The sequence below is a fragment of the Nonomuraea sp. NPDC049646 genome (genome assembly GCF_044465525.1).
In the GTDB taxonomy this organism is placed as follows: Bacteria; Actinomycetota; Actinomycetes; order Streptosporangiales; family Streptosporangiaceae; genus Nonomuraea.
In genome coordinates, this window is record NZ_JBITLU010000016.1 from 144,796 (window position 1) to 165,707 (window position 20,912).

Below are 20,912 nucleotides of genomic sequence, written 5' to 3' on the forward strand. Positions count from 1 at the left end.
GCCCCTCCCACTCAACTTGCAAGAGCCTGTCTGATCTAGCCTGACAAGATGCGAGGGGTGCTGCCGGTCCTGCTGTCGGCGTGGTTCATGGCCCAGTTCGACTTCTTCGTGGTCAACGTGGCCGCGCCGGCCATCGAGCACGACCTGAGCGCCGGTCCGGCGGCCCTGGAGCTGATCGTGGCCGGGTACGCGTTCACGTACGCGGCCGGCATGATCACCGGCGGCCGGCTCGGCGACCGTCACGGCTACCGGCGGCTGTTCGTCCTCGGCGTGGCCGGGTTCACCGTCGCCTCGGTGTTGTGCGGCCTCGCGCCCGGCGCCGCCTGGCTGGTCGCCGCCCGCCTGCTCCAGGGCCTGGCGGGAGCCGTCATGGTGCCCCAGGTGCTGGCCATGATCTCGGCCGTCTACCCGCCGGAGCGCCGCGGCCGCGCCCTCGGCTGGTACGGCGCCGCCGGCGGCCTCGGCTCCATCGCCGGCCAGGTGCTCGGCGGCCTGCTGCTCACCGCCGACGTGTTCGGCCTCGGCTGGCGGGTGATCTTCCTGATCAACCTGCCGGTCGGCCTGGTCGTCGTGCCGCTGGCCCGGTGGCTGCTGCCCGAGGCCGACCGGCGCGAGCCCGTCGCGTTCGATCTGCCGGGCGCGGCGGGGCTGGCCGCCGGGCTGGCGCTGCTGCTGGTGCCGCTCGGCCTCGGCAACAGCCTGGGCTGGCCCGCCTGGACGTGGGCCGCCATGGCCGCGAGCGCGCCGGTGTTCGCGCTGACCTGGTGGTGGCAGCGGACGCTGGCCGCCAGGGGCGGGCAGCCGGTGCTCGACCTCGGCCTGCTCAAGGTCCACTCCTACCTGGCGGGCGTCGGGGCGATCGTCGCGTTCATGGCGTACTTCGCCTCGTTCATGTTCACGCTGACGCTGCTGCTGCAGAACGGGCTCGGGCTCACCGCGTTCCAGGCGGGCCTGGCCTTCGCGCCGATGGGCGTGCTGTTCACCGTGACCTCGCTGCTGGGCACCCGCCTGGTCGGCCGGTACGGGCTGGTAGTCGTCATGATCGGCGGCCTGGTCACCGCCCTGGGGCTGGCGCTGCTGGTGGCCGGGGCCGGGTGGGGGCTGCCGTACGTCATGGTCGCGCTCGTGCTCGTGGGCTCGGGCAACGGACTGGTCCTGCCGCGGCTCATCGGTGCGGCGCTGGTGGAGGTCGCGCCGTACCAGGCCGGCATCGGGTCGGGCGTGCTCAGCACGGCGCAGCAGTTCGCCGGCGCGGGCGGCGTCGCGGTGATCGGGGCGGTCTACTTCGCGGTCGCCGAGGGCGGCCACCACGCGCGGGCCATGCGCTGGTCGGCCGCCATCGATCTGGCGCTGATCCTGCTGGTGGTGGCGATGGTGGCCTACAACCGGCGGCGCGCGATCAGGAAGGCGCCGGGAGCAGGGCCCCGTAGAGCCGTCTCGCCCGGATCCTGACCACCAGCCGGCGGTCGGCGACCATCCGGTGCAGGAACGCCAGCTCGCCCGCGGCGTCACCGAAGGACGGCTGCATGGCCAGCAGCTCCAGCCCCACCTCGTCACCCGGCCGGTCGCTCACGGGGGACAGCTCGGCCTCGCCCTCGGCGACGGCGTAGGAGCCGAAGTCGTCGCTGGTGACGTAGAGCGCGCAGCGGGGATCCTGGTGCAGGCGGCGCGCGGTGAGCCGGTCGGCGACGGTCGAGATGCGCACCACCCGCCGCGGCGGGTCCCAGGTGTAGACGACCGTGGACAACTGCGGACGGCCGCCGCCGCCGTTGGTGGCGAGCGCGCCGAAGCGCTGGCCGGCGAGCAGCGCTGACAGGTCCTCCTCGGGCAGCTCCAGCGGCTGTGCGCCCATCGCCCCCATCGACCCCATGGCCTCCTGTGACATCCTTCGACCCCCGTCGTGATGCGAAGATGTCAGCCTATCCCGAGTTGTCGGGACAACGACTGGACGTCGGAGATCACCCAGTATTCGGAGAATCGTCCGTCCGTGGCACGCAGGAGGTCGTGCCCGGAGAAGGAGACGGGGGTGCCCGTCGGGGCGCTCGCGCCGGGCAGGCCGCCCCGGTAGGCGCCGGTGAACGTCCAGCGGGCGGCGACCAGGTCGCCGTCGACGGCCGGGCCCACGTCGAGCGTGAGCCGGACGTCGTCGAACGGCTCGTGGCCCTGCCGGATCGCCTCGATCAGCCCGTCGGGGCCGTGCACGTCCGCGCCGGGCCAGTGGCCGACGAACCCGGGGGTCACCAGGTCGTGCGCCAGGGGGAGGTCGCCGTTCCACAGTTCGAGCAGCCAGCGCTCGTACAGTTCGGTCAGCATGGCGGCACGACTACCCGCGCGGGAGGCCGCTAGCCGCAGTTGCCCCAGCTGGTACGGCCGCCGCCGGCGATGGACCCGTCGGTGCCCTGGATCGTGCCCCAGAACTTCACGCAGGCGCCCTTGGCCCAGTACTTGACCGGCCCGGCGTACTGCCCGAACTTGCCGGCGTCGATGCGCATGATCGGGTCCTCCTTCTCGTCCTTGTGCGGCTTGGGCATGACGGTGAGCCTGGCGCTCATCTGCGTCTTCGAGCCGATGAAGCTGGACTTGATGGTGACCACGCAGTTCTGGCCGGTGCCGCGGTTGTACAGGAGGTAGACGGTGCCGTAGCGCTTGCCGCCCTGGGTCTTGACGGGCTTCGCGCCGCCGGAGACGAGCCCGAAGCCCGATCCGCAGACGCCCTGCGGGGTGCTCGCGGCCGTGGCGTTCGCCGGGGTCGCCAGAACGCCGCTGAGACCGATCGCCGCCGTCAGAAGGATTGCCTTTGCGGGCATGCGCACCAGTACGTCCCTTTCGATTGGCCTTGACTGAAGATCTCGACAAGCATGCCCGAAATCTGGTTATCGGTCCAGGCTTTACGGGGGAAAGCGTGGCACCGGTAGGTTGCCGTCATGACTCTCGCCATCATCAACGGATATGTCGTACCGGTCGACGGAGATCCCATCGAGGGCGGCGCCGTCCTGGTCGAGGACGGGAAGATCGTCGCCGTGGGGCGGGACGTGACCATCCCCGGCTCCGCCACCGTCGTGGACGCGGACGGCGGCTGGGTGCTGCCCGGTTTCGTCGAGGCGCACGGCCATCTCGGCGTGTACGAGGAGGCCGAGGGCTGGGCGGGCAACGACACCAACGAGATGACCGACCCCAACGGGGCCCGGCTGCGCGCCCTCGACGCCATCAACCCGGCCGACCAGGGCTTCGCCGACGCGCTGTCCGGCGGCGTCACCACGGTCGTGATCAAGCCGGGCTCGGGCAACCCGATCGGCGGCCAGACGGTCGCGGTCAAGTGCTGGGGCAGGTCGGTCGACGAGATGCTGGTCAGAGAGCCGGTGAGCGTCAAGAGCGCGCTGGGGGAGAACCCCAAGCGCGTCTACGGCGACCAGAAGAAGCTGCCCTCCACCCGGCAGGGCGTGGCCGCGGTGATCCGCGACGCCCTCATGAAGGCGCAGGACTACAAGGCCAGGAAGGCCGCGGCCGAGCGCGAGGACAAGCCGTTCGACCGCGACGGCACGCTGGAGATCCTGGTCCGGGTGCTCGACGGCGAGCTGCCGTGGTGCCAGCACGCGCACCGCGCCGACGACATCGCCACCGCGCTGCGCCTGGCCGACGAGTTCGGCCACCGGCTGATCCTCAACCACGGCACCGAGGGCCACCTGCTGGCCGACACGCTGGCCGAGCGGAACGTGCCGGTCATCATCGGCCCGCTGTTCACCAGCCGGTCGAAGGTCGAGCTGCGGCAGCGCGCCCTGCGCAACCCGGGCATCCTCGCGCGGGCCGGGGTCGAGCTGGCGATCACCACCGACCATCCGGTGGTGCCCATCCACTTCCTCGTCCACCAGGCCACGCTCGCCGTCAAGGAAGGGCTCGACCGGGACACCGCGCTGCGCTCGATCACCGTCAACCCGGCCCGGATCATGGGCCTCGACGACCGGGTGGGCTCGCTGCGTCCCGGCCTCGACGGCGACGTGGTGATCTGGTCGGGCGACCCGCTCGACGTGATGAGCCGGGCGCTGAGGGTGTTCATCGCCGGGCGTGAGGTGTACTCCTACGTGGACGGGGAATCCGTCGTGGCCGATCCCTATTACCGCGAGTCACGGTGATGTAGGCGACTGTCAAGTGCGCGACGGCCGGGAACGCTCATAGTAGGTGCACTGAGTCGGAGAAAGGCGCCCCCCATGACAGCTCCGCTGCCCGCCAAGAGACCCAGCAAGGCGCTCCTGATCGGACTGGTGGTCTCAGGCGTCCTCGCGCTGATCGTCCTTGGTCTCATGCTGCACAAGGGCGGGCCGGTCGGGTTCGGGCTGTCGGCGGTGCTCGGGCTGGCGCCGCTGCCGGTGCTGCTGGCAGCGGTGCTCTCGCTCGACCGGCTGGAGCCGGAGCCGAAGCTGCACCTCGCCTTCGCCTTCGCCTGGGGCGCGGGCCTGGCGATCGTGCTCGGCGTCGGGCTGACGCTGGCCGGACAGGCGCTGTTCCTGCGGGCCGGGTACGGCGCCCAGCTCGTCAACGACGTCGGCACCGTGTTCCTGGCCCCGGTGATCGAGGAGGCGCTGAAGGGGTCGGCGCTGCTGCTGCTCCTGCGCAGGAAGCAGGAGATCGACGGCCTGACCGACGGCATCGTCTACGCCTCCATGGCGGGGCTCGGCTTCGCCGCCGTGGAGAACATCGGCTACTACCTGATCGCCTTCGGCCAGGACGGCACCGGCGCCGCGGTCCGGCTGTTCGTGCTCAGAGGGCTGATCGACCCGCTCGGCCACCCCATCTACACCTCGATGATCGGGCTCGGCGTCGCCTACGCGCTCACGCGCCGCACGCCCGCCAGGTTCGCCGCGATCCCGCTCGGCTACCTGGGCGCGGTCGTCCTGCACGGGCTCTGGAACGGCGCCGCCTCCACCCAGTCGCTGGCCTGGCTGGGCACGGCGTACCTGGTGATCATGGTGGCGCTGGTGCTGCTCATCGTGGTCACCGTCGTCGAACGCCGTCAGCTCGTCTCGAAGATGGGCGTCTACCTGCCCGGCTACGGCAGCACCGGCCTGGTCACGGCGGAGGACCTGAGGATGCTCAGCACGCTCAAGGCCCGCAAGGCGGCCCGCAAGTGGGCCAGGGGCGCCGGGCTCGGCCGCGCGATGAGCGACTACCAGCAGGCGGCGACCGAGCTGACCGTGCTGCACCTGCGGGCCGAGCGACAGGGCATGGACCCGGCCAGGTTCGCCATGGAACGCGACGCCCTGCTCACCTCCATGGCCCACGCCCGCCGCTGGTAGCCGGGGCCGCCCTCAGCGCCGCCCTCAGCGCCGCCCTCAGCGCTGCCCTCAGCGGTGGGCTCACGGGCGGGCTCACGGGCGGGTGAGCACGGCGGCCAGGGCCGTCACCGCCGCCAGCACGATGCAGGCCGCCACCGCGACCGTCGCCCCCCGCTCCACGCCGAACGCGCCGACGACCGCGGCCACGCCGGCCGCGCCCAGGGAGGAGCCGACGTAGCGGGCGGTGTTGTTGGCGCCCGACCCCATGCTGACCCGGTGGGCCGGCACGCTCTCGATCGCCAGGTGGGTGATCGAGGAGTTGATCAGCCCGGACCCGGCGCCGCTCACCACCAGCCCGGCCATGACCAGCGGCAGGTCCAGCGAGCCGCCCACGCCCAGCAGGCCGGCGAACCCGAGCGCGGTCAGGCCGAGCCCGAGGGCCAGCCGGGCGGCGGTGCGCAGGCGTACCAGCCGGGACGTCAGCGACACCGCGAACGACGTGCTCGACCAGAGGCAGAACAGCAGGCCGGTCTGCAGCGGCGTCAGCGCGTGCGCGGTCTGGAGCACGGTCGGCAGGTAGCTGAGCAGGCCCACCACCGCCGCCCCGACGACCAGCGCGCCGCCGGTGGCGACCAGGAACACCGGCCGCCGGAACAGCTCCAGGTCGAGCAGCGGCTCCGGACGCCGGCGTTCCACCGTCACGAACGCCGCCACCAGCACCGCCGCCAGCGCGAACGCCCCGACCACCACCGGACGCCCCCACCCGGCACGCCCTTCGGTGACCCCCGCGACCAGCGCGCCCACGCCCAGGCTGAGCAGCACCACGCCGGGCACGTCGAACCGGCGCGGCGCGGGGGAGCGCGACTCGGCCAGCAGCCGCGCCGAGGCCACCGCCAGGGCGAGCGCGGCGGCCGACAGCACCCAGTAGACCGCCCGCCAGCTCACCGCCGTGGCCAGCACGCCGGAGGCCAGCGGGCCGACCGCGGTGCCCAGCCCGATCATGGCGCCGTACAGCCCGGTGGCGCGCACCCGCTCGGCGCCGGAGGGGAAGGCGTGGCCGACGATGCCCAGGCTGGCGGCCAGCATCGCCGCGCTCGCCCCGCCCTGCGCCAGCCTGGCCAGCACGAACACCGGCACCGACGTGCTCAGCGCGGCCGCCACCCCGGCGGCGGCCAGCACGGCCGACCCCCAGACCAGCACCCGCCGGCGCCCGTGGTCGTCGGCCAGCCCGCCGGAGACCAGCAGCAGCGCCGACAGCCCGAGCGAGATGCCGCCCAGCATCCACACCGGCCCCGTCGGCCCGGCGCCCAGGGACGCGGCCGTCTGCGGCAACGTCACCATCGGCACGGTGTAGTTCGTCAGCACCAGCAGGGGCGCCGAGGACGCCACGGCGAGCGTGCCCGGCCGGACCCGAGTCAGTTCGGTCATTGAACTCATGCGGCGCAAAGTATCACGGTTCGGTGAATGAACTAACATGGGCCCCATGGCGCTCGGCAAGAACTACGAAGGCCAGGACTGCTCGCTGGCCAAGGCCCTGGAAGTGATCGGCGAACGGTGGACGCTCCTGGTCGTCCGCGACGCCATGTACGGCGTGCGCCGCTACGGCGACTTCCTGGCCCACCTCGACATCCCGAGGGCGGTGCTGTCACAGCGGCTCGGGGCCCTGGTCGAGGCAGGCGTGCTGGCCAGAAGCCGCTACCAGGACAACCCGCCCCGCGACGAATACGTCCTGACCGCCACGGGCCGCGAGTTGTGGGTGCCGATGCTGGCCCTGTCGCAGTGGGGCGAGCGCAACCTCGGCGGGGACGGCCCGCGCCGCCTGTTCCACCACGCCACCTGCGGCGCCCGGCTCGACCCCGTGTCCCGGTGCCCGTCGTGCGGCACGGCCGTCGGGCTGGAGGAGATCGAGGTGCGCCCCGGCCCCGGCCTGACGGACAACCGGGATGACCCGGTCAGCGTGCTACTCAGGGCACCCCACAGGATGCTTGATCCGATCTCCTGACAAAATCGGGCGGTACCCCTCGAAAGGAGATCGCATGAGCTGGGCGGAGATCGGGTCCGAGGAGGAGCTGCGGGAACTGCTGGGCGAGGTGATGCCGAGGGCCGTGACCAAGGACCGGGTCCGGCTGCACGCGCGTGATCGCGATTGGCTGGCGGCCTCCCCGTTCTGCCTGATCGCCACGTCCGACGCCGAGGGCAACTGCGACGTCTCGCCCAAGGGCGACCCGGCCGGGTTCGTCCACGTCATCGACGACACCACGATCGCCATTCCCGACCGTCCGGGCAACCGCCGGGCCGACGGGTTCCGCAACGTGCTGAAGAACCCGCACGTCGGCCTGATCTTCCTGATCCCGGGCCGCAACGAGACCCTGCGCGTGAACGGCCGCGCCCGGCTCGTGCGCGAGGCGCCGTTCTTCGACGAGATGGTCGTCAAGGGTCACCGGCCGCGGCTGGCCCTGGTGGTGGAGATCGAGCAGATCTTCTTCCACTGCGCCAAGGCGTTCCTGCGCTCGCAGCTGTGGACGCCCGACTCCTGGAACCCCTCCGTCCTGCCCTCGCACGCCAGCCTGATCAAGGAGGTGCAGGTGGTCGAGGAGAGCCTGGAGCAGTTGGAGTCGTACTACGGCGAGTCCTACGCCAAGAGGCTCTACGGCTGAAACCGGACGGCCGGCGGGGGGAGCCGGTCACGTCGAGCCTCAGCGGTGCGGTGGATTCGTGCGGATTCGGGCGGGTTCGTGCGGGTTCGCGCGGGTCAGGCGGCCGGCGTCGGTCCGCCGGGGAAGCGGATCACGTTCCGGCCGCTGTAGGCCCGCAGGTCGACCACCTTGGGGTCGGTGGCCTCGGTCCTTCTGCGGCGGACCGCCGCCCGGATGTCGCGGATCTTGTGCCTGGCGATGTGCGGCGGCACCACCGCAAGCCTCTTCATGTGAGCCCCCCGTGATGTTTCTGTTACCTCTGTTATCTACCGATACAGCCGTAAGTTCGCTGTAAAGGGTAGCTAATAGGGCAACTTTCGCCCCGACGGGGTGCGTAGATCCGGTTCTGCCGACGGCTGCGGACGCCTGATGGCCGTCGATCTCGGGACTCTGACACGTTTCACGGTCTTCCCCCTTCCGGGCCGCCGCCGGCTGACGGCGGCTCGGCGGGTGCCGCCACCCGCCTTGCGCGCCAACCTAACCGGGGCTCCCGGGGCCGCTCAACGCATTTCTACCGCTTCACGCGGTCACGTCCCCGGAACCAGGCGAGCGGTCACGCCGATCCGATTCCAGGCGTTGATCATCGCGACGGAGACGACGAGGGCGGCGAGCTGCTTGTCGTCATAGTGCTCGGCCGCCTGCTTCCACACCTCGTCCGGCACGGCCTCGCCGCGGTCGGCCAGGCGGGTCGCCTCCTCGGTCAGCGCCAGCGCCGCCCGCTCGGCCGGGGTGAAGACCGTGGCCTCCCGCCAGGCGGCGACCGACCACAGCCGCTCGTCGCTCTCCCCGGCCTTCTTCATGTCGCCGCTGTGCATGTGCACGCAGTAGCCGCAGCCGTTGATCTGGCTGGCCCGTAGCTTGACCAGCTCGATCGTGGCCGCGGGCAGGTCGCTGCCGTGCATGTACGCCTCCACCGCCAGGAACCCCCGGTACGCCTCCGGGGCGAGCTTGGCGATGTCGATGCGCTGGGTCATGGTGTTCCTCCCTGTGTCGGTCGCTTCCATGACACAGGACGAGGCGGCCCGGCGCGATGTGACAGCTCCGGGCGAGCGGATTCCTCTCAGCCCCGGCAGTTGCCCCACGAGCCGCGGCCGCCCCACGCCTCGACACGGTTGTCCGGGGTGCGCGTCCAGCCCGCGTACTTCACGCACTTCCAGCTACCGTCGATATGGCCGGTCTCGGCGTAGAAGCGGTAACGCTGCACGTCCTCGCTGCGGCCGCCGCCGCGGACCTCGATGGAGGCGCCGGTGACCGTAGGGGTGCCGCGGAAGGCGGTCTTGATCGCCGCCACGCAGTTCTTCCCGGCGCGCTTGTCGTACATGAGGTAGACGTGCCCGAGCACCTTCCCGTCGCGCGTCTTCATCGCGCGGTGGCCGTCCTGCACCCGGTGGTAGCCCGCGCCGCAGACGCGCTCGGGCGTCTCGGGGGCAGCGGCGGCGGAGGCGGAGGAGGGGGTGGCGGCGATACCGGCGGCGACCAGTCCGGCCGCGATGACCGTGCGCGTCAGCACGATATTCCCTTCGGCGGGGGATATTAAGGACGTCGTCGATCTTTACCGAGACTTGACCGCAATTCAAGGGGGTTGGTGAATGCCGCTCATCGCGGTCTCCGCCGTCTGGGCGGTGTTCTGGGGGTCCTGGGCGGCTCTGCTGCCCGCCGTGAAGCAGGAGCTGGGCGTCTCGGCGGCGCAGCTCGGCACGGCGCTGGGCGCGGTGCCCGTCGGGGCCCTGCCCGCCATGGCGCTGACCGGCCGGCTGGCCCGCGGGCGCGAGCGCCGTGCCCTCATGGCGGCGACCGTCCTGTTCGGGCTGGCCGTGGCGGGGCTGGCCGCGGTCACCGCGTACTGGCCGCTCGTGGCCGGGCTGCTGCTGCTCGGCGCGGCCAGCGGGGCACTCGAGGTGGCGCTCAACCTGACCACGGGACGCGTCGAGCGCGAGAGCGGCCGGCGGCTCTTCCAGGTGGTGCACGCGGCCTTCCCGCTCACGGTCATCGTGGCCGCCCCGCTCACCGGCCTGGCCCGCTCGCTCGGCATGGACGTCCGGACCGTGCTGCTGGTGATCGCGGTGCTGGTGGCGGCGACGTCCCTGTCGCTGCCCGCCCTGACCGTGGGCCGCGGCCGGGCCGCCCCCTCCGGCGACCACCGCGCCTGGCGCCGGTTGTGGGGCGTCGCGCTGCTGCTCGGGACGCTGGCCGGATGCGTGCTGGTGATCGAGAACGCGGTCGAGCAGTGGTCGGTGCTGCTGCTGGAGGAGCACCGGGCCGCCACGCCACTCATGGCGAGCCTGGCCCCCGCGGTCTACATGGCCGCGCTCACGGCCGGCCGGATCGCCGCCCATACGCTGCCGCCGGTGTCCCTGCGCGCGCTCTACCTGGTCGCCGGGGCGGGCGGCGCGGCCGGGATCGGCCTGGCCGGGCTCGGTGACGGCGTCCCGCTGTCGATGGCGGGCTTCGCCCTGACCGGGCTGGCGCTCGGGCCGCTGGTGCCCGCGCTGCTCAGCCGCTCGGCCGCCGACGACCCGACCGGGACGCTGGTGTGGGGCGTCTCGACGGTCTCCTATGCCGGGTTCGTCGTCAGCCCGCTGCTGGTGGCGGGGCTGAGCGGACCGTTCGGGCTGCCCGTCGCGCTCGCCGCGCTCGGCCTCCTGGGGCTGCCACTGCTCGTACGTTTCGTCATCATCGATGGTGACTCGGCCTGAATATGGCGTTTCGTTGGGGAAAGCGGGCCATGGTTCGGGGTATTGCCCCAGGTGATTCGGACGTGAAGAGGGGATCACCATGGCCGTCTGCGACAACTGCGGCAACGACTACGACATGGCCTTCGAGGTGCACGCGCAGGGAGCCGTGCACACCTTCGACTGCTTCCAGTGCGCGATCGAGGCCATGGCGCCGATCTGCGAGCACTGCGGCACCAAGGTCATCGGGCACGGCGTCCAGTCGGGCGAGCACTGGTACTGCTGCGCCCACTGCGCCCGCGAGGAGGGCAACAAGGGCATCGTGGACCGCGTGATGGCGAGCTCCTCCGCCTGACCGGACGGCGTCAGGCCGGGCCCAGCAGCGACCGCATGCGGCTCAGGGCACGGTCGAGCGCGTCCTGAGGCACCGGCTCGGCCAGGTCGAGGGTGATGGCGCCGTTCTTGGCCTCCCACACGCCGGCCACCCGCCCCTCGTGCACCACGACGGGCGAGATCCAGCCCGCCTGGCGGCTGACCTTGGGCTTGAGCGGCGGCGGGACGAGCGGGGCGAGCGTCCGCGGCGCCCCCAGGATGAACTGGTCGAAGCCCGGCAGCAGGTGGACCTCCTGCGAGGGCCGGGTGGCGGCCAGGTCGTCGGCGTGCTCGGCCAGGGCGTACAAGGTCGTGCCGTCGTCGGCCCTGACCTCCACCAGCTCCGGGGCCAGCCCCTTGACCCACGCCTTGAGCACCGCCTTCCTGGCCACGCCGCCGAACAGCCAGGTGTCGAACATCTCCGGCGTGGCCGGCCCGTGGGCCCCCAGGAACGCCCGCAGCACCCGCACGCCCGCCTCCTCCTGGTCGGGCAGCACGCCCGGCCAGCCCGGCACCCACGACCGCGGCGCGGTGAAGGTCACCTTGCCCTCGCGGGGCGGCCCGTAGCACAGCTCGCCCAGGCGGCTCAGCGGCTTGAGCAGCGCCCCCCACCCGGACGTCAGCGCCTCGCGGAGATGGGCGTCGCCGGTCAGCGCCACGATCGCCTCGACCAGCTCCTCGCGGGTCAGCGGCGCTCCCTTCAGCGCCTCGGGGACGGCCTCGATGACGGCCTCGATCTCCGCGGCCGTCACGCCGTGCCCGCGCTGCCAGGAGCCCTTCTCCCAGAAGCGCAGCGTGCTCAGCGCCGCGCACAGGCCGGCCAGCTCGTCGGCGGGCACCAGGTGCAGGGTGCCGCGCATGAGCCAGGTCTTGACCAGGACGCGATCGCTCCACAGAGCCTGGTCGATCTCACCGGGGTCGTGCCGGGCGCTCCTGACCGCCACCGCGAGCTGGGCCGAGGAGGCGACCTGCGCCTGCACCCCGCACAGCCGGCGGGTGACCGACACGGCGTCCGGCCCGTCGGCCGCCGCCACGAACTGCCGGCGCAGCCGCCAGGCGAGGATCTGCGGCCAGGTGAGCTCCATCGTCATGCGTCACTTTTTACCGCTTCCCACCGACATTCCGCACACCGGGCGAAAAATGGGGATATGGGAGGATCAGGCATGCCTCTCGACGGCCACCTCCTCGCGCTGTTCGCCGTCACCACCATCGTGGCGATGATCACACCCGGGCCCGACATGCTGTTCGTCCTGGGCTGCGGGATGCGGGGCGGCCCCCGGGCCGGGCTGCTGGCCACGGCCGGGGTGGCGACCAGCGAGGCGATCCACGTCGCCGTGGCCGCCGCGGGGCTGGCCGCGCTCTTCGCGGCCGTGCCGGTCGCCTTCGCCGTCGTACGGATCGCCGGCGCCGCGTACCTGATCTACCTGGGGGTGCGGATGTTGCGGGACCGCAAGGGCGGGGTGAGCGACATGCCCGAGCCGGGCACCGGGATGCCGGGCCGCCGCGCCTACCTGAGCGGCCTGCTGACGAACCTGCTCAACCCCAAGATGGTCACCTTCACCGTCGCCTTCCTCCCGCAGTTCGTCGATCCGGGGCTGGGACGGATGTGGCTGCAGTTCGCCGTGCTCGGCGCCGTCCTGATCGCCTTCGAGTTCGTCGTGGACGGCGCGGTGGGCGTGCTGGCCGGGCGCATCGGCGGATGGCTGCGCCGCAGCGCCGTCGCCCGCCGCCGGGTGAACACGGCGACGGGCGGCATCTTCGTCGGGCTCGGCGTGAAGCTCGCCGTGGAGCGTTGAGCGCCGGTCAGCCGGTGAAGCCGATGTCCTCGTAGCGCAGGTCGTAGAAGCCGCGCGCGCCGACGTTGGCCAGCGTCTGCTTGGCCGCCACGTTCTGCGGACGCTGGTAGAGCGGCAGGACGTTGACCAGCTTCCAGATCAGCCCGTCGGCCTCGTTCGTCTGGGTGCGGGCCGCGGCCGGGTCGAGGTTCTGGGCCGCCTTGTCCATGGCCTGGTCGATCTCCGGCGAGCCGGTACGGCCGAAGTTGGCGTTCCAGGTCTTGCCGTCCGCCGAGTTCGCGTAGATCCCGTAGCTGCTCGAGATCGGGTAAGGCGTCCCGATGTAGGCGAATGGCGTGATGTCGAAGTTGCCGGGGATGACGTACTTGGTGAAGAAGTCGTCGCTCGGCACCGCCTTGATGGTGAGCTTCACCCCGATCTGGGCCAGCATGTTCTGGGCCAGCTCACCCTCCGACTTGCTGAGCTGCACCCCGGACGGCACCACGAACCGCAGGTCGAGCGGCTGCCCGTTCTTCTGCCTGACGGCCCCGTTCAGCTTCCAGCCGGCCGCGTCGAGCATCTGCTTGGCGCGTTCGGGGTTGTAGACGCCGAGACTTCCGGCGTTGTCCAGGTAACCCTCCTGGGTGTTCATGAAGAAGTGGTTGTTCAGCAGCGCGATCGGCCAGTCGAGCCCCTGCAGGTCGGACTGCGCGATGGCCTGCCGGTTGATGCCGAGCTGGATGGCCTGGCGCACGTTCACGTCCTTGAGCGGCTCGCTGGACCCGTTGAAGGTGAAGTGCCGGAAGTCGGGCCCGGCGGCCTGGCGCACCTGGGCGCCCTGCGTGGCCCTGGCCCGCGCGTAGTCGGGCGCCGACGGCCCGACGTCGATGAGGTCGAGCTCCCCGTTGCTGAACGCGCCGATCAGCGAGTCCTGCTCCGAGGCCCGGTAGATGATCTGGTCGAGCTTGGCCCGGTTGCCCCACCAGGCGTCGTCGCGGACGATGGTGATCGTCTTGGCCGTCTGGTCGAAGCCCTTGAACTTGAACGGCCCGGCGGTCACCGGGATCTTGTTCAGCCACGCGGTGTTGAAGGCCTGCGGGGTCCGGTTCGTGGCGGCCGGCAGCAGCGGCCCGAACAGCGACTGCCAGTCGCCGAACGGCTTGGCGAAGGTGACCTTCACCTCGTGGTCGTCCTTGCCCCGCTCGACCTTCTCGATGTCCTGGTAGCCGGTGGCCGAGACGATGTGGAACTCGGGGTTGCGGCCGTTGAGCGCCTGCCACTGGGCCTGGTAGTCGGCCCAGGTGATCGGCTGCCCGTCCGACCACTTGGCCTTGGGGTTGAGCGTGTAGGTGACGACCTGCTTGGGGCTCTGGTCGGTGACCTTGGCGTCGAGCACGTAGTCGGTGTCGACGGTGATCTCCGCCTTCTCGTCGGAGACGAACGGCGAGGGCAGCAACGCGTTGCTGATCACGGCCGCCATCGCCAGGTTGCCGTCGACGTGGTTCCTGTTCCACTGGGTGGGGAACTCGTTGATGCCCCAGCGCAGCGTGCCGCCGTCCTTGACCTTGTCGCGCGGCTGCGGGTTGATGTCGAAGGCCTTGATGGTCTTGTGCGCGCCTTCCGTGCCGCTCGCCGAGCCGCCCCCCGAGCCGCCGCCGCCACAGCTCACCAGCGACAGCGAGCCGGTCACGGCGACGGCCACGACAAGACGTGAAGCTTTCATCGAGCGCATTCCTCCTGATCTAGACGACGTCGAGCCTCTCGGCGTAATGGCAGGCCGCGCCCTGGTCGTCGCCCACCGGCAGCACCTCGGGCTCGACGTCCACGCACAGCGCGCGCTCGTCGTGGGTGAGCACCGAGCGGAACTTCGGGCAGCGGGTGCGGAAGCGGCAGCCGGTCGGAGGGTGGGCCGGGCTGGGCAGGTCGCCTTCGAGCAGGATGCGCTCGCGTACGCGCTCGCGCGCCGGGTCGGGCAGCGGGATCGCCGACAGCAGAGCCTGCGTGTACGGATGCGCCGGAGCCCCGTAGACCGCCTCGACCTGCCCGATCTCGGCGATCCTGCCCAGGTACATGACCGCCACCCGGTCGGCGATGTACCGCACCACCGCCAGGTCGTGCGCGACGAACAGGTACGACAGCCCGAGCCTGGACCGCAGCGAGGCGAGCAGGTTGATGATCCCGGCCTGGATCGACACGTCGAGCGCCGAGACCGGCTCGTCCAGCACCAGCAGCCGGGGCTCCAGCGCCAGCGCCCTGGCGATGCCGATGCGCTGGCGCTGGCCGCCGGAGAAGTCCTGGGGGTAGCGGGCGGCGTGCGCCGGGTCGAGGCCCACCAGGGCCAGCAGCTCGCCCACCCGCCGGCCCGGCCGGCGTTCCCCGTGGGTGCGCAGCGGCTCGGCCAGGATGTCGTAGACCGTCATGCGCGGGTCGAGCGAGGCCATCGGGTCCTGGAAGACGACCTGCATGTCGCGCCGGATCGCGGTGCGCCCGGCGCCGTCCAGCCCGGCGGTGTCGCGGCCGAGCACGACCACCCGCCCCTCCTGCGGCGGGACCAGCTCCAGGATCTGGGTGAGCGTGGTGGTCTTGCCGCTGCCCGACTCGCCGACCAGGCCCAGCGTCTCGCCCCGGCGGATGTCGAAGCTGACGCCCGCCACCGCGTGCACCGTGCCGACCCGGCGCTTGAACAGCGCCCCCTTGAGCAGCGGGAAGTCCTTGACCAGGCCGTCGACCTCCAGCACCGGCTGCTCGGCGCGGACCGCGGGGGCCACGGGCTCGCCGGCCGCGTGCCGCCCGGGGCCCTGGGGGCGGACGATCTCCCAGCGGATGCACGCCGCCCGGTGGCCCGTCGCCACGTCGAACAGCGGCGGCTCAGCCGCGTCGCACTCGTGGATCTTCAGCGGGCAGCGCGGCGCGAACGGGCAGCCCGGCGGCAGCGCCGCGGGGGAGGGCGGGTTCCCGGCGATCGGCAGCAGCGGCTGACGGCCGCCGCGGTCGACCCGCGGGATCGAGGCCAGCAACCCGGCCGTGTACGGCATGCGCATCCGGTAGTAGATGTCGTCGACGTCGCCCACCTCGACCGGGCGCCCGGCGTACATGACCAGGACGCGGTCGGCGAAGCCGGCCACCACGCCGAGATCGTGCGTGATCATGATGATCGCCGCGCCGGTCTTGCGCTGGGCCTTCTTCAGCACCTCCAGCACCTGCGCCTGGATGGTCACGTCGAGCGCGGTGGTGGGCTCGTCGCAGATGATCACGTCGGGGTCGTTGGCGATGGCCATCGCGATCATCACGCGCTGCCGCATGCCGCCGGAGAACTCGTGCGGGAAGGCGAGCGCGCGCTCGCTCGGCGACGGGATGCCGACCAGCTCCAGCAGCTCGACGGCCTTGACCGCGGCGTTCTCCTTGCTCACCCGCTGGTGGATGCGGACGGCCTCGGCGATCTGGTCGCCGACCCGGTAGACGGGCGTGAGCGCCGACAGCGGGTCCTGGAACACCATCGACACCGTCTTGCCGCGGAAGCGGGTCAGCTCCCGCTCGGAGGCGCCGATCAGCTCCTTGCCGTGCAGGCGTACCGACCCGGTGACCCGGGCGCTCGGCGGCAGCAGGCCCATGACCGCGGCCGAGGTGACCGACTTGCCCGACCCGGACTCGCCCACGATGCCCAGCACCTCACCCGGGCACACCGAGTAGCTGACCCCGCGCACCGCGCGGACGTCGCCGAAGGACACGTGGAGGTCGCTGACCTCCAGGACGGGGTTCGCCGCCGGCCTCATCGCCGCGCCGCCGGGTCGAAGGCGTCGCGCAGCGCGTCGCCGATGAGGTTGACCGCCAGCACGGTGACCACCAGCAGCCCGGCCACGAACCAGAACGTCCAGGGCGCGTAGACCGCCGTGCGCGAGCCGTCGGCGATCAGCGTGCCGAAGGAGACGTCGGGCGGCTGGATGCCGAACCCGAAGTACGACAGCGAGGTCTCGGTCAGGATGGCCGCGCTGACGTTGAGCGTGGCGTCGACGATGAGCAGCGAGGACAGGTTGGGGATCACGTGCCGGAAGATGATCCGCACCGGCGGCACCCCCATGAACCGGGCGGCCTGGATGTACTCGCGCTCCTTCAGCGAGATCGTCATCCCCCGGACGATCTTCGAGGTCACCATCCACAGGAACAGCGCCAGCATGACCACGAACAGCACCCACTGCCCGGCCCCGAACAGCGGCGACATGATCGCCAGGATGAGGAACGCGGGCAGCACGAGCAGCAGGTCGGTCACCCAGCTCAGCGCCCGGTCGGTCCAGCCCAGGAAGTAGCCGGAGAAGGCGCCCACCACGGCCGCCACGGCCGTGGACACCAGCGCCGCCAGCAGGCCCACGATCAGCGACTTCTGCATGCCGCGCAGGGTCACCGCGTAGACGTCGGCGCCGGTCTGGAGCGTTCCGAACCAGTGCCGCGGCGAGGGCGGCTGGAGGAACGCAGTGAAGTCCTTGTCGGTGTAGGACCACGGGCTGAACAGCGGCCCCGCGAACGCCAGCAGGAACATCAGCGTCAGCACGGCGAAGCCGATGATCCCCTGCGGCGAGCGGAAGAAGCGCCCGGCCACCACCCGCAGCCGCGACGGCGCCCGGCCCAGGTCGGCGGTCAGCTCCTCCGCCAGCTCCTCGTCGGAGAGCGTCATCACGCCCGCACCCTGGGGTCGAGCGCGGCGTGCAGCAGGTCGGAGGCGAGCGCCGCGCACAGCACGGCCACCGCGGCCAGGAAGGAGATCGCCGCCACGGTGTTGACGTCGTTGGTGAAGATCGAGTTGATCAGCTGCTCGCCCAGCCCGTGCCAGCCGAAGATCTTCTCGGTGAAGGTGGCCCCGGTCAGCAGGGTGCCGAACGTGAAGGCGAAGTAGGTGGCCACCGGGATCAGCGCGGTGCGCAGCGCGTGCCGGGTCAGCGCCCGGCCCCTGCTCAGCCCCTTGGCCCTGGCCGTGCGGACGAAGTCGGCGCCGAGCACGTCGAGCATCATGTTGCGCTGGTAGCGGCTGAAGACCGCGACCAGGCCGACCGACAGCGAGATCGTCGGCAGGATCAGGTGTTGCAGCCGGTCGAGCACGTAGCCCCAGAACCCGGCCTCCAGGCCGGCGCTGTACTCGCCGCTGACCAGCAGCACCTGGCGGCCGAAGAGGTTGTCGTTGGCCCAGGCGGCGGCCAGGATCAGCATGTTGGCCAGCACCACGACCGGCACCGCGAGCACGACGAACGACAGGCCCGTCGAGAGCCGGTCGAACCAGCCGTACTGCCGCACCGCCGCGTACGCGCCCACCAGCACCCCCAGCAGGCTGCCGAACAGCAGCCCCAGGATGACCAGCCGGAACGTGACCCCCATCCGCCGCCTGAGGTCCTCGTTCACGGGCGAGCCGGTGACGGTCCTGCCGAAGTCGCCGTGCAGCACGCCGGACGCCCAGGTGGCGTAGCGCTGGAGCAGCGGCGTCTTGTCGTTGAGGTTGAGCGCGGTGAGCTGGGCGTCGACGACGGCGGGCGGCGGTTTCGGGGTGCGGTCGGCGTAGTTGGAACGCGGGTCGAGCGCCCCGGCCGCCAGCAGGTATGCCAGGCTCGCGGCCACGCCGACCAGCACCACGTAGTTGAGCAGCCTGCGGGCCAGGAACCCCGCCATCGTCCCCCTCCCGGATGCGCACGATAGGTAGTCATACTGCTACAGGCAGCAGCATCGTGGCGCGGGGAAATGCCAAAGAGGGGTTAACGTCCGGAAAGTTCGTCCACGGCGGTGCGCACGTCGTCGCTGGTGATCGTCGTGAGGTCGGCGGCGCTGGCCGACCCGCCGCCCGACGCGTGGGCGGCCAGGCGCACGTCGCGGCGCATGGCGGCCCGTTCGAACAGCGAGCGGGCGAAGCGGCCGTTGCCCAGGCCGTCGATCAGCCGCTCCTCGCACACCCAGGCGAACACCTCGTCGAGGTCGCGCAGGGCCTGCTCGTCGAAGGTGTCGCCGGCCTTGCCGGCCAGCAGCACCGCGATCTGCGACAGCTCGCGCGGCGCGTAGCTGGGGAAGGCCACGCGCTGGTTGAACCGGCTGGCCAGGCCCGGGTTGGTGGCCAGGAAGGAGTCCATCTCGCGCGGGTAGCCGGCCAGCACGATGACCAGCCGGTCGCGGTCGTCCTCGGCCCGTTTGAGCAGGGTCTGGACGGCCTCGGAGCCGAAGGCGTCGCCGCCCGCGTAGCCGGGGTTGACCAGGCTGTAGGCCTCGTCGATGAACAGCACGCCGCCGAGCGCCCGGTCGACCAGCTCGTTGGTCTTGATCGCGGTGGCGCCGAGGTGCTGGCCGACCAGGTCGGCCCGATGGGCCTCGACGACGTCGGGCCTGGCCAGCAGGCCGAGCGCGGCGAAGACGCGGCCGAGCACCCGCGCGACGGTGGTCTTGCCGGTGCCGGGCGGCCCGGCGAAGACGAAGTGCCGCATCTGCGGCGGCGTGGGCAGCCCGCGCTCCTGCCGCATGCGGGCCACCTGGAGCTGGGCGGCGATGGCGTGCACCTGCCGCTTGACCGGCTCAAGACCGGCCATCGCGTCGAGGTCGGCCAGCGCCTCCTCCAGCGTGGGCGTGGCCACGTAGCCGCGGAAGCGGGCGGTCAGCTCCTCGAACGCCTTGGTCACGTCGGGCGTGGTGGTGGTCACCAGGTCGTGGGTGGTCGGGGTGCCGCCGGCGCCCACCACGCGCACGTCTCTGGCCTGCGCGGCGGCCTCGACCAGGCTGCGCACGAAGCGGGCGTTGCCCAGCTCGTCGACCAGCCCGCGCCGCTGGACGTCTTCGTAGAGGCCGAGCAGGGCGCGCCCGGCGTCGGGGGCCATCGTGTCGCCCCTGCGCCGCTGGAGCACCTCGGTGATCTCGGCCAGCTCGGGGGCGGAGTAGCTGGGGAAGCGCACCCGGGTGGCGAACCTGCTGGCCAGGCCCGGATTGCTGGACAGGAAGGAGGCCATCTCCTGCTCGTAGCCGGCCAGGATGATGATCAGGCGCTCACGGTCGTCCTCGGCCCGTTTGAGCAGGGTCTGGACGGCCTCGGCGCCGAACCTGTCGGGCTGGCCGTCGGAGGAGTTAATCAGGCTGTAGGCCTCGTCGACGAACAGCACGCCGCCGAGCGCCCGGTCGACCAGCTCGTTGGTCTTGATCGCGGTCGCGCCCAGGAACTCGCCCACCAGGTCGGCCCGCTGCGCCTCGACCACGTAGGGGGTCTCCAGCAGGCCGAACGCGTAGAAGATCTTGGCCAGCGCGCGGGCGACGCTGGTCTTGCCGGTGCCCGGCGGCCCGACGAAGACGAAGTGCCTGGTCGGACGTTCGGCGGTGTAGCCGGCCTCGGCCCGCAGCCGGGTGGCCTCGATGGAGGCGGCGATCGAGCGGACCTGCTCCTTGACCGGCGCCAGCCCGATCATGCCCTCCAGCTCGGCCAGCGCCTCCTCGACGGAGATCTGCGGCGGCGCGCCCGCCTTGTCGGCCTGCGGCTCGGGCCGCCCCTCGCGGGCCCGTACGCGCACCTGCTGCTCCTCGGCGGACAGCTCGGCCTTGGCCCGGCGCGCCTGGAGGAACCGCTGGACCAGCACGGCGACGGCCGCCAGGCAAGCGCCCCAGAGCGCGACGGCGGCCGACAGGAAGGAGAGCCCGAAGGCCAGCACCCCGGCCGGCGCGAGCGCGGCGAGCGTGGTCACCCACGGCGTGACCCAGCGGATGAGGTGGGCGGCGGCGGCCACGGGCAGGGCGAGGGCGACCATCGCGTGCAGCGCCATGGAGCCCGGGGGGAAGCGCCAGGAGAACAGCGGCAGCGCCAGCACGACCCAGCCGGCCACGACCAGCGCGGTCGCGGCGGCCCGCGGGAAGCGCATGGTCAGCGCCACGAAGGCGAGCGCCAGCAGGACGAGGGGGAACGTCTTCAGCAGATCCCAGCCGAGCGCCGCGCCCACGCCCATGACGACGATGAGCAGCACGGCGTAGAGCACCCGGCGCACGGCGGGGGGAATCTGGAAATAACGCAGCCTCACCTGCTCGAACAGATCCCGCGCCGCGGCCCGCCCCGCGGCCTGGGCCCTGTCGGACTCACGCATCACGCCTCCCCGGTCCGCCCCCGGTTATACCGCACCCGACCGA

General features: G+C 71.9%; 21 protein-coding genes. 8 read left to right on the forward strand and 13 right to left on the reverse strand.

Annotated elements, in window-relative coordinates; translation table 11 throughout:
* Positions 1 to 48: 48 nt before the first annotated feature.
* A complete protein-coding gene (locus ACIBQ8_RS38665; protein WP_397194530.1) occupies positions 49 to 1,452 on the forward strand; it encodes an MFS transporter in 1,404 nt (467 codons plus the stop codon).
* On the opposite strand, the gene ACIBQ8_RS38670 is transcribed toward ACIBQ8_RS38665, so the two are convergent.
* From ACIBQ8_RS38670 to ACIBQ8_RS38680, 3 genes are read right to left on the reverse strand one after another with little or no spacing between them, the layout of a single operon-like run.
* Positions 1,400 to 1,885: a TIGR03618 family F420-dependent PPOX class oxidoreductase gene (locus tag ACIBQ8_RS38670; RefSeq protein ID WP_397178070.1), complete on the reverse strand. Its 486-nt coding sequence runs from the start codon at positions 1,883 to 1,885 to the stop codon at positions 1,400 to 1,402. The genes ACIBQ8_RS38665 and ACIBQ8_RS38670 overlap by 53 nt on opposite strands.
* 29 nt (positions 1,886 to 1,914) lie before the next feature.
* Positions 1,915 to 2,313 carry an ester cyclase gene (locus tag ACIBQ8_RS38675; protein ID WP_397194531.1) on the reverse strand — a complete coding sequence of 133 codons (399 nt, stop codon included), beginning with the start codon at positions 2,311 to 2,313 and terminating at the stop codon, positions 1,915 to 1,917.
* A 29-nt stretch (positions 2,314 to 2,342) separates the two neighbouring features.
* Positions 2,343 to 2,807, reverse strand: coding sequence for a hypothetical protein (locus ACIBQ8_RS38680; protein ID WP_397178068.1), 465 nt, complete (start codon positions 2,805 to 2,807; stop codon positions 2,343 to 2,345).
* Between the two features lie 117 nt (positions 2,808 to 2,924).
* On the opposite strand from ACIBQ8_RS38680, the gene ACIBQ8_RS38685 reads away from it, so the two are divergent.
* Together ACIBQ8_RS38685 and ACIBQ8_RS38690 are read left to right on the forward strand one after the other, a co-directional pair.
* Positions 2,925 to 4,130 carry an amidohydrolase gene (locus tag ACIBQ8_RS38685; protein WP_397178067.1) on the forward strand — a complete coding sequence of 402 codons (1,206 nt, stop codon included), beginning with the start codon at positions 2,925 to 2,927 and terminating at the stop codon, positions 4,128 to 4,130.
* A 75-nt stretch (positions 4,131 to 4,205) separates the two neighbouring features.
* Entirely contained in the window at positions 4,206 to 5,291 is a 1,086-nt protein-coding gene (locus ACIBQ8_RS38690) for a PrsW family intramembrane metalloprotease (protein ID WP_397178066.1), read from the forward strand.
* 72 nt (positions 5,292 to 5,363) lie between these two features.
* Here the strand turns inward: ACIBQ8_RS38690 and ACIBQ8_RS38695 are convergent, their stop codons facing one another.
* Positions 5,364 to 6,698: an MFS transporter gene (locus ACIBQ8_RS38695; RefSeq protein ID WP_397194532.1), complete on the reverse strand. Its 1,335-nt coding sequence runs from the start codon at positions 6,696 to 6,698 to the stop codon at positions 5,364 to 5,366.
* Between the two features lie 55 nt (positions 6,699 to 6,753).
* Between ACIBQ8_RS38695 and ACIBQ8_RS38700 the strand changes: the two genes are divergently transcribed.
* On the forward strand, positions 6,754 to 7,272 hold the full coding sequence (locus ACIBQ8_RS38700) for a winged helix-turn-helix transcriptional regulator (protein ID WP_397178064.1): 519 nt from the start codon (positions 6,754 to 6,756) through the stop codon (positions 7,270 to 7,272).
* Between the two features lie 34 nt (positions 7,273 to 7,306).
* Positions 7,307 to 7,927 carry a pyridoxamine 5'-phosphate oxidase family protein gene (locus ACIBQ8_RS38705; protein ID WP_397194533.1) on the forward strand — a complete coding sequence of 207 codons (621 nt, stop codon included), beginning with the start codon at positions 7,307 to 7,309 and terminating at the stop codon, positions 7,925 to 7,927.
* A gap of 95 nt (positions 7,928 to 8,022) precedes the next feature.
* On the opposite strand, the gene ACIBQ8_RS38710 is transcribed toward ACIBQ8_RS38705, so the two are convergent.
* From ACIBQ8_RS38710 to ACIBQ8_RS38720, 3 genes are all read right to left on the reverse strand, one after another.
* On the reverse strand, positions 8,023 to 8,196 hold the full coding sequence (locus ACIBQ8_RS38710) for a hypothetical protein (RefSeq protein ID WP_352357779.1): 174 nt from the start codon (positions 8,194 to 8,196) through the stop codon (positions 8,023 to 8,025).
* Between the two features lie 297 nt (positions 8,197 to 8,493).
* A complete protein-coding gene (locus tag ACIBQ8_RS38715) occupies positions 8,494 to 8,940 on the reverse strand; it encodes a carboxymuconolactone decarboxylase family protein (protein ID WP_397178062.1) in 447 nt (148 codons plus the stop codon).
* A gap of 86 nt (positions 8,941 to 9,026) precedes the next feature.
* Positions 9,027 to 9,476, reverse strand: coding sequence for a hypothetical protein (locus tag ACIBQ8_RS38720; RefSeq protein WP_397178061.1), 450 nt, complete (start codon positions 9,474 to 9,476; stop codon positions 9,027 to 9,029).
* A gap of 79 nt (positions 9,477 to 9,555) precedes the next feature.
* On the opposite strand from ACIBQ8_RS38720, the gene ACIBQ8_RS38725 reads away from it, so the two are divergent.
* Together ACIBQ8_RS38725 and ACIBQ8_RS38730 are read left to right on the forward strand one after the other, a co-directional pair.
* Positions 9,556 to 10,662, forward strand: coding sequence for an MFS transporter (locus ACIBQ8_RS38725; RefSeq protein ID WP_397194534.1), 1,107 nt, complete (start codon positions 9,556 to 9,558; stop codon positions 10,660 to 10,662).
* A 79-nt stretch (positions 10,663 to 10,741) separates the two neighbouring features.
* Positions 10,742 to 10,993: a hypothetical protein gene (locus ACIBQ8_RS38730; RefSeq protein ID WP_352326656.1), complete on the forward strand. Its 252-nt coding sequence runs from the start codon at positions 10,742 to 10,744 to the stop codon at positions 10,991 to 10,993.
* Positions 10,994 to 11,003: 10 nt separating this feature from the next.
* On the opposite strand, the gene ACIBQ8_RS38735 is transcribed toward ACIBQ8_RS38730, so the two are convergent.
* A complete protein-coding gene (locus ACIBQ8_RS38735; protein ID WP_397194535.1) occupies positions 11,004 to 12,101 on the reverse strand; it encodes a winged helix DNA-binding domain-containing protein in 1,098 nt (365 codons plus the stop codon).
* A 72-nt stretch (positions 12,102 to 12,173) separates the two neighbouring features.
* Between ACIBQ8_RS38735 and ACIBQ8_RS38740 the strand changes: the two genes are divergently transcribed.
* Entirely contained in the window at positions 12,174 to 12,806 is a 633-nt protein-coding gene (locus tag ACIBQ8_RS38740) for a LysE family translocator (RefSeq protein ID WP_397194536.1), read from the forward strand.
* 7 nt (positions 12,807 to 12,813) lie between these two features.
* Here ACIBQ8_RS38740 and ACIBQ8_RS38745 read toward each other — a convergent pair whose 3' ends face one another.
* From ACIBQ8_RS38745 to ACIBQ8_RS38765, 5 genes are all read right to left on the reverse strand, one after another.
* Positions 12,814 to 14,508 carry an ABC transporter family substrate-binding protein gene (locus ACIBQ8_RS38745; RefSeq protein WP_397178057.1) on the reverse strand — a complete coding sequence of 565 codons (1,695 nt, stop codon included), beginning with the start codon at positions 14,506 to 14,508 and terminating at the stop codon, positions 12,814 to 12,816.
* A gap of 19 nt (positions 14,509 to 14,527) precedes the next feature.
* On the reverse strand, positions 14,528 to 16,558 hold the full coding sequence (locus ACIBQ8_RS38750; protein WP_397194537.1) for a dipeptide ABC transporter ATP-binding protein: 2,031 nt from the start codon (positions 16,556 to 16,558) through the stop codon (positions 14,528 to 14,530).
* Positions 16,555 to 17,454 carry an ABC transporter permease gene (locus ACIBQ8_RS38755; RefSeq protein ID WP_397194538.1) on the reverse strand — a complete coding sequence of 300 codons (900 nt, stop codon included), beginning with the start codon at positions 17,452 to 17,454 and terminating at the stop codon, positions 16,555 to 16,557. The genes ACIBQ8_RS38750 and ACIBQ8_RS38755 overlap by 4 nt, the downstream gene beginning before the upstream one ends.
* The gene (locus tag ACIBQ8_RS38760) at positions 17,454 to 18,437 is read right to left on the reverse strand and encodes an ABC transporter permease (protein ID WP_397178054.1); all 984 of its coding nucleotides are present in this window, start codon (positions 18,435 to 18,437) and stop codon (positions 17,454 to 17,456) included. The genes ACIBQ8_RS38755 and ACIBQ8_RS38760 overlap by 1 nt, the downstream gene beginning before the upstream one ends.
* A gap of 83 nt (positions 18,438 to 18,520) precedes the next feature.
* Positions 18,521 to 20,869, reverse strand: coding sequence for an AAA family ATPase (locus tag ACIBQ8_RS38765; RefSeq protein ID WP_397194539.1), 2,349 nt, complete (start codon positions 20,867 to 20,869; stop codon positions 18,521 to 18,523).
* Positions 20,870 to 20,912: the final 43 nt, after the last annotated feature.

Coding starts and splice junctions, on each gene's coding strand:
- ACIBQ8_RS38665 (WP_397194530.1), top strand. CDS start 49: ATGCGAGGGGTGCTGCCGGTCCTGCTGTCGGCGTGGTTCATGGCCCAG.
- ACIBQ8_RS38670 (WP_397178070.1), bottom strand. CDS start 1,885: ATGTCACAGGAGGCCATGGGGTCGATGGGGGCGATGGGCGCACAGCCG.
- ACIBQ8_RS38675 (WP_397194531.1), bottom strand. CDS start 2,313: ATGCTGACCGAACTGTACGAGCGCTGGCTGCTCGAACTGTGGAACGGC.
- ACIBQ8_RS38680 (WP_397178068.1), bottom strand. CDS start 2,807: ATGCCCGCAAAGGCAATCCTTCTGACGGCGGCGATCGGTCTCAGCGGC.
- ACIBQ8_RS38685 (WP_397178067.1), top strand. CDS start 2,925: ATGACTCTCGCCATCATCAACGGATATGTCGTACCGGTCGACGGAGAT.
- ACIBQ8_RS38690 (WP_397178066.1), top strand. CDS start 4,206: ATGACAGCTCCGCTGCCCGCCAAGAGACCCAGCAAGGCGCTCCTGATC.
- ACIBQ8_RS38695 (WP_397194532.1), bottom strand. CDS start 6,698: ATGACCGAACTGACTCGGGTCCGGCCGGGCACGCTCGCCGTGGCGTCC.
- ACIBQ8_RS38700 (WP_397178064.1), top strand. CDS start 6,754: ATGGCGCTCGGCAAGAACTACGAAGGCCAGGACTGCTCGCTGGCCAAG.
- ACIBQ8_RS38705 (WP_397194533.1), top strand. CDS start 7,307: ATGAGCTGGGCGGAGATCGGGTCCGAGGAGGAGCTGCGGGAACTGCTG.
- ACIBQ8_RS38710 (WP_352357779.1), bottom strand. CDS start 8,196: ATGAAGAGGCTTGCGGTGGTGCCGCCGCACATCGCCAGGCACAAGATC.
- ACIBQ8_RS38715 (WP_397178062.1), bottom strand. CDS start 8,940: ATGACCCAGCGCATCGACATCGCCAAGCTCGCCCCGGAGGCGTACCGG.
- ACIBQ8_RS38725 (WP_397194534.1), top strand. CDS start 9,556: ATGCCGCTCATCGCGGTCTCCGCCGTCTGGGCGGTGTTCTGGGGGTCC.
- ACIBQ8_RS38730 (WP_352326656.1), top strand. CDS start 10,742: ATGGCCGTCTGCGACAACTGCGGCAACGACTACGACATGGCCTTCGAG.
- ACIBQ8_RS38735 (WP_397194535.1), bottom strand. CDS start 12,101: ATGACGATGGAGCTCACCTGGCCGCAGATCCTCGCCTGGCGGCTGCGC.
- ACIBQ8_RS38740 (WP_397194536.1), top strand. CDS start 12,174: ATGCCTCTCGACGGCCACCTCCTCGCGCTGTTCGCCGTCACCACCATC.
- ACIBQ8_RS38745 (WP_397178057.1), bottom strand. CDS start 14,508: ATGAAAGCTTCACGTCTTGTCGTGGCCGTCGCCGTGACCGGCTCGCTG.
- ACIBQ8_RS38750 (WP_397194537.1), bottom strand. CDS start 16,558: ATGAGGCCGGCGGCGAACCCCGTCCTGGAGGTCAGCGACCTCCACGTG.
- ACIBQ8_RS38755 (WP_397194538.1), bottom strand. CDS start 17,454: ATGACGCTCTCCGACGAGGAGCTGGCGGAGGAGCTGACCGCCGACCTG.
- ACIBQ8_RS38760 (WP_397178054.1), bottom strand. CDS start 18,437: ATGGCGGGGTTCCTGGCCCGCAGGCTGCTCAACTACGTGGTGCTGGTC.
- ACIBQ8_RS38765 (WP_397194539.1), bottom strand. CDS start 20,869: ATGCGTGAGTCCGACAGGGCCCAGGCCGCGGGGCGGGCCGCGGCGCGG.